10 protein-coding genes are annotated in these 13,705 nt (G+C 71.0%); 4 read left to right on the forward strand and 6 right to left on the reverse strand.

The genetic code is table 11. From position 1 onward, the window contains the following. Nucleotides 1-12: 12 nt before the first annotated feature. Genes mraY through rsmH form a run of 6 tightly spaced genes read right to left on the reverse strand, consistent with a single transcriptional unit; the run spans nt 13 to nt 7,658 of the window. A complete protein-coding gene (mraY, locus tag OG709_RS08450) occupies nt 13-1,083 on the reverse strand; it encodes a phospho-N-acetylmuramoyl-pentapeptide-transferase (protein ID WP_250303702.1) in 1,071 nt (356 codons plus the stop codon). Continuing rightward, a complete protein-coding gene (locus OG709_RS08455; protein ID WP_250303701.1) occupies nt 1,080-2,501 on the reverse strand; it encodes a UDP-N-acetylmuramoyl-tripeptide--D-alanyl-D-alanine ligase in 1,422 nt (473 codons plus the stop codon). Before OG709_RS08455 ends, mraY begins: the two co-directional genes overlap by 4 nt. Nucleotides 2,502-2,505: 4 nt before the next feature. Beyond that, nucleotides 2,506-4,179: a UDP-N-acetylmuramoyl-L-alanyl-D-glutamate--2,6-diaminopimelate ligase gene (locus OG709_RS08460; RefSeq protein WP_250303700.1), complete on the reverse strand. Its 1,674-nt coding sequence runs from the start codon at nt 4,177-4,179 to the stop codon at nt 2,506-2,508. A 14-nt stretch (nt 4,180-4,193) separates the two neighbouring features. Beyond that, on the reverse strand, nt 4,194-6,146 hold the full coding sequence (locus OG709_RS08465) for a peptidoglycan D,D-transpeptidase FtsI family protein (protein ID WP_329165458.1): 1,953 nt from the start codon (nt 6,144-6,146) through the stop codon (nt 4,194-4,196). Nucleotides 6,147-6,150: 4 nt separating this feature from the next. Next, complete coding sequence (locus tag OG709_RS08470) at nt 6,151-6,705, reverse strand: hypothetical protein (protein ID WP_250303698.1); 555 nt, start codon at nt 6,703-6,705, stop codon at nt 6,151-6,153. Then, the gene (rsmH, locus tag OG709_RS08475) at nt 6,702-7,658 is read right to left on the reverse strand and encodes a 16S rRNA (cytosine(1402)-N(4))-methyltransferase RsmH (RefSeq protein WP_250303697.1); all 957 of its coding nucleotides are present in this window, start codon (nt 7,656-7,658) and stop codon (nt 6,702-6,704) included. Before rsmH ends, OG709_RS08470 begins: the two co-directional genes overlap by 4 nt. Before the next feature lie 379 nt (nt 7,659-8,037). On the opposite strand from rsmH, the gene OG709_RS08480 reads away from it, so the two are divergent. The 4 genes from OG709_RS08480 to OG709_RS08495 all read left to right on the forward strand — a co-directional run bounded on the left by OG709_RS08480 (nt 8,038) and on the right by OG709_RS08495 (nt 13,620). After that, nucleotides 8,038-8,604 carry a beta-class carbonic anhydrase gene (locus OG709_RS08480; RefSeq protein WP_329165460.1) on the forward strand — a complete coding sequence of 189 codons (567 nt, stop codon included), beginning with the start codon at nt 8,038-8,040 and terminating at the stop codon, nt 8,602-8,604. 233 nt (nt 8,605-8,837) lie between these two features. Continuing rightward, nucleotides 8,838-9,836, forward strand: coding sequence for an AAA family ATPase (locus OG709_RS08485; RefSeq protein WP_250303695.1), 999 nt, complete (start codon nt 8,838-8,840; stop codon nt 9,834-9,836). Then, nucleotides 9,836-11,203 carry a DUF58 domain-containing protein gene (locus OG709_RS08490; protein ID WP_329165462.1) on the forward strand — a complete coding sequence of 456 codons (1,368 nt, stop codon included), beginning with the start codon at nt 9,836-9,838 and terminating at the stop codon, nt 11,201-11,203. Before OG709_RS08485 ends, OG709_RS08490 begins: the two co-directional genes overlap by 1 nt. After that, nucleotides 11,200-13,620, forward strand: a complete 2,421-nt coding sequence (locus OG709_RS08495) for a transglutaminase TgpA family protein (protein WP_326695059.1) — start codon at nt 11,200-11,202, stop codon at nt 13,618-13,620. Before OG709_RS08490 ends, OG709_RS08495 begins: the two co-directional genes overlap by 4 nt. Nucleotides 13,621-13,705: the final 85 nt, after the last annotated feature.

A 13,705-nucleotide genomic window follows, 5' to 3' on the forward strand; every position in this document is an offset into this window, starting at 1 on the left:
TGCCCTGCCAGTTCACTTCTCGGCCGCCCAGCCCGCGTAGAAGAGTCCGAGACCGACGATCACGCACATGCCCTGGATGATCCAGAAGCGGACCACGACAAGGACTTCGGACCACCCCTTGAGTTCGAAGTGGTGCTGGAGCGGCGCCATCTTGAAGACCCGCTTGCCGGTCATCTTGAAGGAGCCGACCTGGATCACGACGGACATGGTGATCAGGACGAAGAGGCCGCCGAGGATCGCCATCAGGAACTCCGTGCGGGAGCAGATGGCCAGACCGGCGAGCGCGCCGCCGAGGGCGAGCGAACCGGTGTCGCCCATGAAGATCTTGGCGGGGGACGTGTTCCACCACAGGAAGCCGAAGCAGGCACCCATCAGGGCCGACGCGACGACCGCCAGGTCGAGCGGGTCCCGGACCGCGAAGCAGGCGCTGGGGTTGGTCAGGGTCTGCGCGTTGGCGCAGGACTCCTGGAACTGCCAGACACCGATGAAGGTGTACGCGCCGAAGACCATCACGGAGGCACCGGTCGCGAGACCGTCGAGGCCGTCGGTGAGGTTCACGCCGTTCGACATCGCCAGGATCATGAACAGCGCCCAGACGACGAAGAGCACCGGGCCGATCGACCAGCCGAAGTCCGTGACGAACGAGAGCTTGGTGGAGGCCGGGGTGTAACCGCTGGAGTCCTTGAACTGGAGTGCCAGCACCGCGAAGGCGATACCGACGATCAGCTGGCCGGCCATCTTCGCCTTGGCCCGCAGACCCAGCGAACGCTGCTTGACGATCTTGATGTAGTCGTCGAGGAAGCCGACCAGGCCCATGCCCGCCATCAGGAAGAGCACCAGCACACCCGAGAAGGTCATCGGAGCGCCGGTGATCGCCTTGGTGGCGAGGTAAGCGATGATCGTCGCCAGGATGAAGGCGATACCACCCATGGTCGGGGTACCGCGCTTGCCGTGGTGGCCGCGCGGTCCGTCGTCCCGGATGAACTGCCCGTACCCCTTGCGCGCAAGGAGCTTGATCAGCAGCGGAGTGCCGACCAGGGTCAGGAAGAGTCCGATGACTCCCGAGAAGAGAATCTGCTTCATCGGGCGGCGACCTCGCCCTCGGTACCACCGTCGAGCAGGGCTGACGCGACCTGCTCCAACCCCACCGACCTGGACGCCTTCACCAGCACGACATCTCCCTCACGCAGCTCACTGCGCAACAGGTCGACGGCCGCCTGCGCGTCGGACACGTGCACCGACTCCTCACCCCACGAACCCTCGTTATAGGCGCCCAATTGCAGCCAGGACGCTTCCCTGCCCCCGACTGCCACGAGCTTGCTCACGTTGAGCCGGACAGCCAGCCGTCCGACCGCGTCGTGCTCGGCGAGCGACTCGTCACCGAGCTCGGCCATGAGACCGAGCACCGCCCACGTGCGTCCCCCCTTGGCCTGTGCGGCCCTGCCCATGGCAGCCAGCGCACGCAGCGCAGCTCGCATGGACTCGGGGTTTGCGTTGTAGGCGTCGTTGACAACCGTCACACCGTCCGGACGCTCGGTGACCTCCATGCGCCAGCGGGACAGCGTGCCCGCCTCGGAGAGCGCCGGTGCGATCTCGTCCACGGACATGCCCAACTCATGCGCGACGGCGGCCGCGGCGAGCGCGTTCGACACGTGGTGCTCACCGTACAGGCGCAAGGTCACATCGCTGCACCCGGTGGGTGTGTGCAGCGTAAATGCGGCCTGTCCGGTGTCCGTGAGCCGGACGTTCTCTGCCCGTACGTCCGCTTCCTCCGCCTCTCCGAAGAGCAGCACGCTCGCCTTGGTACGCGAGGACATGGCCCGGACCAGCGGATCGTCCGCGTTGAGCACGGCCGTTCCGTGTTCGGGAAGCGACTCGACCATCTCGCCCTTGGCCTGGGCGATCTGCTCACGGCCGCCGAACTCGCCGATGTGGGCGGTCCCGACATTCAGTACGAGACCGGTCTTCGGCGGTACGAGGCCGGTGAGGTAGCGGATGTCGCCGATGTAGCGCGCACCCATTTCGAGGACCAGGTACCGGGTGTTCTCGTCGGCCCGCAGGGCGGTCAGCGGCAGGCCGATCTCGTTGTTGAGGTTGCCCGCCGGGTAGACCGTCGGGCCCTTGCGCTCCAGGAGTTGGGCGATCAGATCCTTCGTCGATGTCTTGCCCGCGGAGCCGGTGAGTGCGACGACTTCGGTGCCCAGGCGCTCGACGACGGTGCGGGCGAGCGCACCGAGCGCGGCGGTGACGTCGGGCACCACGATCGCCGGGACGCCGACGGGCCGGGTGGCGAGCACGACGGCGGCGCCCGCTTCGACGGCGCGCCGCGCGAAGTCGTGGCCGTCGACGCGTTCGCCGGCGAAGGCGACGAAGAGACTGCCGGGCTCTACCGCGCGGGAGTCCATGACGACAGGACCGGCGACCGTGACGGACGGATCCGGTATGTCGTGCGGCTGCCCGCCGACGATTTCGGCGATCTCGGTGAGGGAGAGGGCGATCACTTGGTCATCCCTGACTGTTGTTCTCGATTGCTGCGCGCTCGATTGCTGCGCGGAGGACCTGGCGGTCGTCGAAGGGGCGTACCACGCCGGCGATGTCCTGACCCTGCTCATGACCCTTGCCTGCGACCAGCACGGTGTCGCCGGGCCGGGCGCGGGCGACGGCCGCGGAGATGGCGGCTGCGCGGTCGGAGTCGATCAGCACGTCACCCCGCTCGTGCACCGGCACCTCGGCGGCGCCGGCGATCATCGCGGCGAGGATCGCGAGCGGGTCCTCGCCACGGGGGTTGTCGGAGGTCAGTACGGCGGTGTCGGCGAGCCGTGCGGCGGCGGCGCCCATCGGCCCGCGTTTGGTCTTGTCGCGGTCCCCGCCGCAGCCGAGCACGATGTGCAGCCTGCCTTCGGTGACCTTGCGCAGGGCGCGCAGGACCGATTCGACGGCGTCCGTCTTGTGGGCGTAGTCGACGACGGCGAGATAGGGCTGTCCGGCGTCGATCCGCTCCAGCCTGCCCGGTACACCGGGCACGGCCGCGATGCCGTCCGCCGCGGTCTGCGGGTCGGCCCCGGCGACGGTGAGGGTGACAATGGCGGCGAGGGTGTTGGCGACGTTGAAGGGGCCCGCCAGCGGCGACTTGGCGGCGATGCGCTCGCCCTTCGGGCCGACCGCGGTGAACGTGCTGGTGAACAGCGAGACTTCGACGTCCTCGGCCCGCCAGTCCGCGTCCGGGTGGCCCTCGGCGGAGAAGGTGGTGACGGGGACCGTGGCCTCGTCGACGAGGCGGCGGCCGTACTCGTCGTCGAAGTTCACCACGCCGACCCTGCTGCGCCGCGGGGTGAACAGCTGCGCCTTGGCCTGGAAGTAGTCCTCCATGCCGGAGTGGAACTCCATGTGCTCGGGGCTGAGGTTGTTGAAGACCGCCACGTCGAAGACGCAGCCGTCGACCCTGCCCAGCACCAGCGCGTGGCTGGAGACCTCCATGGCGACCGTGTCGACGCCGCGCTCGCGCATGACCGCGAAGAGCGCCTGCAGATCGGTGGCTTCGGGGGTGGTGCGCTCGGACTTGATGCGTTCGTCGCCGATCCGCATCTCGACCGTACCGATGAGACCGCTGAGGTGTCCCGCCGCGCGGATGCCGCCCTCGACGAGGTACGCGGTGGTGGTCTTGCCCGAGGTGCCGGTGATGCCGATCTGGAGCAGGTCACGGCCGGGGTGGCCGTAGATCTCGGCGGCGAGCTGACCCATCACGGCACGCGGGTCGGCGACGGCCAGGACAGGCAGCCCGGTGGCCGCCGCCCGTTCGGCGCCGGCCGGGTCCGTCAGCACCGCTGCCGCGCCCAGACCGGCTGCCTGCTCGACGAAGTCCGCTCCGTGCAGACGGGCGCCGGGCAGGGCCGCGTACAGGTCTCCGGGGCGGACCGCCCGGGAGTCGTGGGTGATGCCGGTGACCTCACCGGCGCCCGGTGACGCGATACCCAGTTGTCCTGCCAGCTCCCCCAGGGGGGTCGGTCGGACCTCTGCCGGACGGGGTGCTCCCGGATAGGTCACAAAAAGGTCCTTCTGGGTCTTTTGGTACTGATCAGCGAGTGGCACGGCGGTGAGCGTACCGGGCGCACCGGGCTCGCCGCGAAGTGAGGGTCGGGGGGTGTTTCGGTTCCCGGGATCCGGGGTGATGGTCGTCACTGATGGTTCCTGGATCACTGGTGGGGGTCGAAGGTGACCGGCAGCCCGGGGGCCTCCCGGCCGGTCGGTGGGACCTGGAGGGTCTTGAGCGCGAACTCCATGACCTTCTTGTATACGGGCCCGCAGATCGAGCCGCCGAAGTAACTGCCGCTCATCGGGTTCTGGATGGCGCAGTAGACGGTGACACGGGGTTGGTCGGCGGGAGCGAAGCCCGCGAACGAGGCGGTGTAGCCGTGGTAGCCCCCCTTCTCCGGATCCACCCGGTTGGCCGTTCCGGTCTTGCCCGCGACCCGGTATCCGGGGATCCGGGCCGAGATCCCGGTGCCCTCCTGGTCGCCGACGACCGACTCCAGCATCCTGGCGACCGTCCTGGCCGTGCTCTCGCTCACGACGCGGGTCTCCTTCGGGGCCGGTGCCGGGGTGAACTGTCCGTCGGGTCCCCTGGTACCGCTGATCAGCGAGGGCTCCACGCGTACGCCGCCGTTGCCGATGGTGGAGTACACGGACGCCGCCTGCAGGGCGTTCAGCGAGAGCCCCTGGCCGAACGGGATCGTGTACTGCTGCGACGTCGACCAGTCCTGGGGTTTGGCCAGGATCCCCGCGGTCTCACCGGGGAAGCCGACACCGCTCGGCACGCCGATGCCGAACTTGTGCAGGTACGAGTAGAGGACCTTGTTCGCCTCGGGCTGGGTCTTCCCGAGCTGTCCGGCGGCCAGGATGGTGCCGATGTTGCTGGACTTGGCCAGCACGCCGTTGAGCGTCAGCGACCAGGTCGGGTGGTCGATGTCGTCGTGGAACACCCGGTCGCCGCGGTGCAGGGTGTTGGGCACCGTCACATGGGTGCCCGGTGTCGCGACCCCCTCCTGGATGATGGCGGACATGGACATGACCTTGCTGGTGGAGCCAGGCTCGAAGGCGTCCTGGAGCGCGGCGTTGCCCAGCGCGGAGGGGTTGGCGTGGGTGAGGTCGTTGGGGTCGAAGCCGGGGGCGTTGGCCATGGCGAGGACCTGGCCGGTCCTGGTGTCCTGCACGACCACGTAGCCGCGGTCGGCCTTGGACTTCTTCACCTGGTCGGCGATCGCGCTCTGCGCGGCCCACTGGATGTCCCGGTCCAGCGTCAGCTCGACGTCCGAGCCCGCGACGGCGGGCACCTCGCTGGCCCCGGCCGTGGGCACCTGACGGCCGCCCGACTGCGCGTAGGTGATCTTGCCGTCCTTGCCCGACAGCTCCTTGTCCAGCGAGGACTCCAGACCGCCCGCGCCCTTGCCCTCGGAGTTGACCCAGCCCAGCACCCCGGCGGCGAGGTCGCCGTTCGGGTAGACCCGCTTGGTGCTCGGCTCCTGGAAGACCCCGGCGATCACATCGGCGCCCTTGCCGCCCTTGGCCTTGTCCGCGCTCGCCTTCTGCGCGAAGACGCCCTTGAGGTCCTTGATCTGGTTCCAGACCTGCGGGGTCCGGCGGCTCGCCAGCAGGACGTACCGGGTCCTGGGCGTCCTGAGCTTCTTCGCCAGCACGTCGGCGTCCTGACCGAGGATCGGCGCGAGCAGCGCGCCCGCCTGCTCCGGGGCGTCGGCCGCGTGGCTCTGCTCCGGGGTGAACATCGTCGGGTCGGCGGTGATGTCGTACGCGTCGACGCTGGCGGCCAGTGCGACGCCGCTGCGGTCGGTGATCTCGCCGCGTTCGGCGGTGAGCGTATGGCTCAGGTAGCGGTTCTTGTCGGCCTTGGCCGCGTACGCGCTGGCGTCGACGGCCTGCACCTGGAGCAGCCGTACGACGAAGACCGCCATCACCAGGGTCAGCGCGAGACCGACGAGCCGCAGCCGGGGGCGCGGACTGCCCAGCCGCAGCGTCCGGGCGGTCTTGCGCGGCGGGCGCGGGCGGCGCTGCGCCGGGCGCACGGGGCGGGCGGCCCGCGCCTGGCGTGCCGGGGGCGGAACTCGGCGGCGCGGAGGTTCCTTGGACGGCACTGCGTCACCTGCCGGGGGTCTGGGTCGGCTCTGCTGTCGTCCCCGCGGGGGCGGGTGGTGAGGGGGCTTCGAGCGCGGTGGACGACACACCGCCCGAGGGGGCCGTGTTCGTCGCGGTGGCCGAACCCGGGACCGGCACTGTCGGCGCCGACGGTGTCGCGGAGGGCTTCGGCTTCGGCGGGACCGGTGGCTGGGTGGCCTCGGCGGCGACGCCCAGGACCTTGCCGTCACGGCCGAGGAAGGCGGGGCCGCCGCCGGGCACCATGCCGAGCTCCCCGGCCCGCTTGGCCAGTGCGCCGGGTGCCGAACGGTCGTCGACGTCCCGTTGCAGCGCCTGTTCCTCGTCGGTCAGCTCACCGATCTGCTTCTGTTCCCTGCTGAGCTTGAAGGAACCTTCGTTCAGTGCGGAGTTCAGCACCAGGAGCGTGATCAGACCGCTGCCCAGCAGCAGGACGACCAGAAGGACGAAGGGGGTCCGCGCCGCCCTGGGAGGTGCGGACGGCAGCAGCCGGGCCAGCCGAGCGGCCCGCCCCTTCAGTGCTGTGGCCGGCTTGCTCACAGCGCCTCCTCGCGGATGCGCTGCGCACCCCGCAGCCGTGCCGGTGCCGCACGCCGGTTCTCCGCGACCTCTTCCTCCGTCGGGAGTTCCGCGCCGCGGGTGAGCAGTTTCAGCCGGGGCTGGTAGCGCTCGGGGACGACCGGAAGTCCGGCCGGTGCCGTGTTCGCGGCGCCCGCCGCGAAGACCTGCTTGACCAGCCGGTCCTCCAGCGAGTGGTACGAGAGGACGGCGATACGGCCGCCGACGGCGAGCGCGTCCACCGCGGCCGGGATCGCCCGTTCCAGTACGGCGAGTTCGCCGTTGACCTCGATCCGCAGGGCCTGGAAGGTGCGCTTGGCGGGGTTGCCCCCGGTGCGCTTGACGGCCTGCGGCAGCGAGTCGCGGATGAGCTCGACCAGCCGGGCGCTGTTGGTGAAGGGTTCCTTCTCCCGCTCCCGGACGACCGCGGAGACGATCCGCTTGGCCTGCTTCTCCTCGCCGTACGCGCGCAGGATCCGTACCAGTTCGCCCGGCGGATAGGTGTTGAGCACCTCGGCGGCGCCCATGCCGGTCGTCTGGTCCATGCGCATGTCGAGCGGGGCGTCCTGGGCGTAGGCGAAACCGCGGTCCGCCTCGTCCAGCTGCATCGACGAGACACCGAGGTCGAAGAGGACGCCCTGGACGCGCGGGACGTCCAGCCGGTCCAGGACCTCGGGCAGTTCGTCGTAGACCGCGTGCACCAGGGTGGCCCGGTCGCCGAAGGGCGCGAGGCGCTCGCCGGAGAGGCGCAGGGCTTCCTTGTCCCGGTCGAGAGCGATCAGCCGGGCCGCCGGGAACGTCGAGAGCAGCGCCTCGCTGTGACCGCCGAGGCCGAGGGTGCAGTCGACGACGACCGCACCGGGCTGGGCAAGGGCCGGGGCCAACAGATCCAGGCATCGCTGGAGCATCACCGGGACATGTCGGGACTGGCTCATGCGCCCTCTCAGATACGGCGCGGTCGCACGTACTGCCGGGTCCCCGCCCGCTCGGAAGGGGACGGTCCGCCGGCGCCGGGAAGGGCGTCGACCGGCCGGCGAGCGGGAGAGGGCCGGGCCGTACGTACGCCGCGCATGCGCGGGTGTGCGGGGTGTGTGCGTGAAGCAGAGAGGACGCATCACGCCTCCCACTTCGCGCCACTTTAGTCCACCGGTCCCGCCGGTCAATCAACCGCCCAGCGCGTCGCGGAGTCCACTTTTCACCCGGACAGGCCAACGGGCGTCAAGCCTGTGGGTTAGCTCACAACAGACCGAGTTGACACTGTTTTTCCTGCCTCGGCGCGGGACCGATCGAGCCACGACAGCTACCGTCATACGTATGTCGACACCTGCCAACCTCCCCGCAGAGCCCTCCGCTCCGCGTCCGCGCCCCACCACGGGGGACAGCGGCACCGTGACCGACCGGCTCGTGGGAGCCAACCGGAGCTACGCCAGTGCGTTCACGGACCCCGGCATGGACTCCCGTCCGGTGCTGCACGTCGCCGTCGTCGCCTGCATGGACGCCCGTATCGACCTGCACGCCGCCCTCGGTCTCGAACTCGGTGACTGCCACACGATCCGCAACGCGGGCGGCGTGGTCACCGATGACGTGATCCGCTCACTGACCATCAGTCAGCGCGGCATGGGCACCCGCAGCGTCATACTGATCCACCACACCACGTGCGGCCTGGAGAGTCTCACCGAGGACTTCCGGCAGGAGCTGGAGGTGGAGGTCGGTCAGCGTCCGGCCTGGGCCGTGGAGTCGTTCAGCGACGTGGACCAGGACGTGCGTCAGTCGATGCAGCGGGTCCGGACCTCACCGTTCCTGCCGCACACCGACGATGTCCGGGGCTTCGTCTTCGACGTGACGACCGGCTTGCTCAGGGAGATCGACCCGGTCGTCTGAGCGATCGGCGCAGGACGAAATCACGGCAACCCACGACATATCCCGCCCACTTGTCCACAGGCAAGTGACACGAAGCGGTAACGGCAACAAGAATGCGGGGGCGGCACCTCGTCAGGTCTCACCGGACGGGGCGTCGCTGTTCGGGGTGGGCCGGGCCGTGCGCAGTGCCCTGGTCCGTGAAAGGGGTATCCCCTGCTCCTCAGGAGCGTGGGGGAAGGGCCGAGGAGGGCCGGGTGACGACCTATGACGATCGAGCGAGCCTCACAGATCTGACCACCACAGCGGAGCGCATCCGCAGGTCGGTGGAGGGTGTGATCGAGGGCAAGCCTGAGGTCGTACGGCTTTCGCTGACCGTGCTTCTCGCTGAGGGGCATCTGCTCATCGAGGACGTACCGGGCGTGGGCAAGACCATGCTCGCCAAGGCGCTGGCGCGCTCCATCGACTGCTCGGTACGGCGTATCCAGTTCACGCCCGACCTGCTGCCGTCGGACATCACCGGTGTGTCGATCTTCGACCAGCAACGGCGCGAGTTCGAGTTCAAACCGGGGGCGATCTTCGCGCAGATCGTGATCGGCGACGAGATCAACCGCGCCTCTCCGAAGACCCAGTCGGCGCTGCTCGAATCGATGGAGGAGCGCCAGGTCACCATCGACGGGCAGACGTACGAACTGCCCAGCCCCTTCATGGTGGTGGCCACGCAGAACCCGGTGGAGATGGAGGGCACGTACCCGCTGCCCGAAGCGCAGCGGGACCGGTTCATGGCCCGGGTCTCCATCGGTTATCCGAGCCCGGAGGCCGAGCTGCGGATGCTCGATGTGCACGGTTCGGTCTCGCCGCTGGACGATCTCCAGCCGGTGGCGCACGCCCACGAGGTCCTGAAGCTCGTCGACGCAGTACGGGCGGTCCACGTCGCCGAGGCGGTCCGGCGGTACGCGGTGCAGCTGGTCACGGCCACCCGCAGCCACCCGGACCTCAGACTCGGCGCATCCCCGCGGGCCACGCTGCATCTGCTGCGCGCCGCGAAGGCCGCCGCGGCGCTGAGCGGACGGGAGTACGCGCTGCCCGACGACGTCCAGGCGCTGGCGGTCGCGGTGCTCGCGCACCGACTGCTGCCCACCGCGCAGGCCCAGTTGAGCCGCCGCACCGCGGAGCAGGTCGTGCTGGAGATCGTCCAGCAGACCCCGGTGCCCGCGCACGACAACCGTCAGCAGCCCGGCGCCCGGCGGCTGTGATGACCGTCGGGGGTGCCGGGACCGCCGTCGACGAGGACAGGGGCGGGCTGCGGACGGCGCTGTCCGGGCTGACCACGCGCGGCCGTTCGTTCCTGGCGGCCGGGGTCGCCGCCGGAGCGTGCGCGTACGTCCTGGGTCAGGGCGATCTGCTGCGCGTGGGGCTGCTGCTGGCGGTGCTGCCGCTGGTCTGCGTCACCGTGCTGCACCGCACGCGCCACCGGGTCTCGGGCAGCAGACGGCTCTCGCCCGCCCGGGTGCCCGCCGGGTCCGAGGCACGTGTCCATCTGCGGATGGAGAACGTCTCGCGGCTGCCCACGGGCTTGCTGATGCTCCAGGACCGGGTGCCGTACGTGCTGGGGCCGCGCCCCAGGTTCGTACTCGACCGGGTGGAGGCGGGCGGTCGGCGTGAGGTGTCCTACCGGGTCCGGTCGGATCTGCGCGGGCGCTATCCGCTGGGCCCGCTCCAGCTGCGGCTGAGCGACCCGTTCGGGATGTGCGAGCTGACCCGCTCGTTCAGTTCGCACGACACCCTGACCGTCATCCCCAGGACCGAACCGCTGCCGCCGGTACGGCTCACCGGTGAAGCGGCCGGGTACGGCGAAGGCAGGCAGCGTTCGCTCGCCCTGGCGGGCGAGGACGACGTGATCCCTCGCGGCTACCGGCACGGTGACGACCTGCGCCGGGTGCACTGGCGCTCGACGGCGCGCTACGGGGAGCTGATGGTGCGCCGCGAGGAGCAGCCGCAGCGGGCCCGCTGCACGGTGCTGCTCGACACCCGCCGTGGTGCGTACCAGGGCGCCGGGCCCGACTCGGCCTTCGAATGGGCGGTCTCCGGGGCGGCTTCGGCGCTGGTGCACGTGCTGGAACGGGGCTTCTCGGTAAGGCTGCTGACCGATACCGGCAGTTCGGTACCGGGCGAGGGTGCGGACGGTTTCGCCGGGTCCGCCCAGGGATCCGCGGACTCCGCCGGGCTGATGATGGACACCCTGGCTGTCGTCGAGCACTCCGACGAGGCCGGGCTCTCCCGCTCGTACGACGTACTGCGCGGCGGGAACGAAGGACTTCTGGTCGCCTTCTTCGGCGATCTGGACGAGGAGCAGGCCGCGGTGGCCGCCCGGATGCGGCAGCGCAGCGGCGCGGCCGTCGCATTCGTGCTGAACAGCGACGTCTGGGCGCGCGGCGGGACGGCCCCGGAGGCCGGTGCGCACCGGCTGCGGCTGCTGCGGGACGCCGGCTGGACCGCGCTGGAGGTCCGGCCCGGGGTGCCGCTCGCCGAGCTGTGGCGCCAGGCGGGTCAGCAGCGCAGCACCCTGGGCTCCGCGGCCTGGCACAGCGGTACGACGGAGACGCCTGGGGGATGGTCATGAGTGGCCGCGGGAGGCTGGCGCTGTGCGCCTACATCGCCACGATGCTCGCGGCGTGCGCGCTGCTGCCGCTGGTCGACCCGGTGTCGTGGATCGTGCAGGCCGCGTTGGTGCTGGCCGTCCAGAGCGGGGTGGGCGCGCTCACCCGGCGGGTACCGCTGGCCCGGCCGATGACGGTGGCGGCCCAGGCCGTGACGGCGCTGCTGATCCTCACCCTGATCTTCGCCAGGGGGCAGGCCTTCGGCGGCGTCGTGCCGGGCCCGGAGGCCGTTGAGCACCTCGGGGCGCTGCTGCGCCGGGGCGGGGACGACATAGGACGTTTCGCCATACCGGCACCGGCCACCGAGAGCATCCGGCTGATCCTGATCGGCGGGGTGCTGCTGATCGGTCTGCTGGTGGACGCGCTGGCCGTGACGTACCGCAGTGCGGCACCCGCCGGGCTGCCGTTGCTCGCGCTGTACTCCGTCGCCGCCGGTATCGCGCAGAGCGGCGCCGCCTGGCTGTGGTTCGTCCTCGCCGCCTCCGGGTATCTGCTGCTTCTGCTGGCCGAGGGGAAGGACCGGCTCGCCCAGTGGGGACGGGTCTTCGGCGGCCAGGCGGCCCGGCGGGGGCGTAACGCCATGGGGTTCGAGGCCGGTGGCGGTCCCACGGCGCCCGCCCGTACCGGTCGGCGCATCGGTGCCGTGGCTCTGGGGTTCGCCCTGGTGATCCCCGCTGCGCTCCCGGCGCTGGACACCGGACTGCTGGGCGGCACGGGCGCGGGCAAGGGGCCCGGGGGTGGCGGGGGCACCATCTCCGCGGTGAACCCGCTGGTCTCGCTGCAGAACAGCCTCACCCAGTCCGACGACCGCGAGGTGATGCGCTACCGCACCAACGCGAGCGACACCGGGGGGATGTATCTGCGGATCGTCTCGCTCGACGAGTTCGACGGCACCGCGTGGAAGTCGTCGGAGCGCCGCATCGGGGACGTGCCGGAGGAACTGCCCAGACCGGCGGGGCTGAGCCCGGAGGTCGCCACCACCGAGGTGAAGACCAATATCTCGGCCGCGGGATGGTACGCGCAGAACTGGCTGCCGCTCCCGTACCCGGCGACGAAGGTGGACATCAAGGGACGCTGGCGCTTCGAGCCGGCCGGGCGGACCCTGGTGGGCGACCGGGGACAGACCACTCGCGGTGTGCAGTACGGGGTGAGCAGTCTGCTCGTACAGCCGACGGCGGCCCAGCTGGCCGCGGCCCCGCAGCCGACGGGCGCGCTGCTGCGTGAGTACACACGGGTGCCGGACTCGCTGCCGGACGTGGTGAAGAAGACCGCGGAGCAGGTGACGGCCGGCGCCACGAACGACTACGAGCGTGCGGTCAAGATGCAGGACTGGTTCGCGTCGGACGGCGGGTTCACCTACGACACCCAGGTGCAGTCGGGCACCGGAACCTCCGCGATCGCCCGCTTCCTGAAGCAGAAGCAGGGCTTCTGCGTCCATTTCGCCTTCTCGATGGCGGCGATGGCCAGGACCCTGCACATCCCCGCCCGGGTGGCGGTCGGCTTCACGCCGGGCACCGCACAGCCGGACGGCACGATGTCGGTCGGGCTCCGTGACGCTCACGCCTGGCCGGAGCTGTACTTCGAGGGCGTGGGCTGGACCCGGTTCGAGCCCACCCCGACGCGCGGCTCCGTTCCGTCCTACACCCGTGCGGACAACTCGTCCGACGGTCCGGTGGCCCCGGCCAGGCCGGAGGCCACCACCTCGGCGGCACCGGCCGCGACGCCGTCTGCGACGGCCGCCTGCCCGCCGCAGATGCGCAAGCTGAACGACTGCGGTGCGGCGGCGCAGGGGGGCGGTGTGCCGCCCGTCGACCGGGGGACCCCGCTGGGGCCGGTGGTGGGCGGCGTGCTGGCCGCGATCCTCGTCGTCCTGCTGCTCTCGCTGCCGATGCTGTGGCGGACCAGGGCGAGGTCACGACGGCTGGGGTCCGGTGGGCGGACGCCCGCGGACGCCGCTCACCGGACGCTGGCCGCCTGGCGGGAGATCACCGACTCGGCCTGGGACCACGGGATCACCCCCGACGAGTCACAGACGCCCCGCAGGACAGCGGCGCACATCGTGCGGGTCGGTGAGCTGACCGGCCGGGCTGCCGAAGCGGTGCACCGGGTGGCGGGTGCGGTGGAGCAGGTGCTGTACGCGCCGCTGCCCGGCGAGGTGGGCGGCCTCACCGAGGACGTCCGGCAGATCCGGGCCGCTCTGCGGGCCGGTGCGGGGTGGACGACGCGGCTCCGCGCAGTGCTCGCTCCCCGCTCGTCCGTACGGGTGGTGTGGGAGATCTCCCGGCGCCGGGAGGCGTCCGCGGGCCGCTGGAGGGAACGCCGCGCGGGACTCGGCCGGTGGGCGGCGACCGTACGGCGACCGGCCGGGCGGCGCGGCTGATCGGCGCGGCTGATCGGCGCGGCTGATCGGACGCCGGCGTACAGGTGAGGGGCGACCGCCCGGAAGCGGTCGCCCCTCACCTGTA

It is taken from the genome of Streptomyces sp. NBC_01267 (assembly GCF_036241575.1).
In the GTDB taxonomy this organism is placed as follows: Bacteria; Actinomycetota; Actinomycetes; order Streptomycetales; family Streptomycetaceae; genus Streptomyces.

Bases quoted from the DNA above. Each gene is read 5' to 3' on its own strand.
- mraY (WP_250303702.1), bottom strand. From the start codon at position 1,083: ATGAAGCAGATTCTCTTCTCGGGAGTCATCGGACTCTTCCTGACCCTG.
- rsmH (WP_250303697.1), bottom strand. From the start codon at position 7,658: ATGAGCCAGTCCCGACATGTCCCGGTGATGCTCCAGCGATGCCTGGAT.
- OG709_RS08480 (WP_329165460.1), top strand. From the start codon at position 8,038: ATGTCGACACCTGCCAACCTCCCCGCAGAGCCCTCCGCTCCGCGTCCG.
- OG709_RS08490 (WP_329165462.1), top strand. From the start codon at position 9,836: ATGACCGTCGGGGGTGCCGGGACCGCCGTCGACGAGGACAGGGGCGGG.
- OG709_RS08495 (WP_326695059.1), top strand. From the start codon at position 11,200: ATGAGTGGCCGCGGGAGGCTGGCGCTGTGCGCCTACATCGCCACGATG.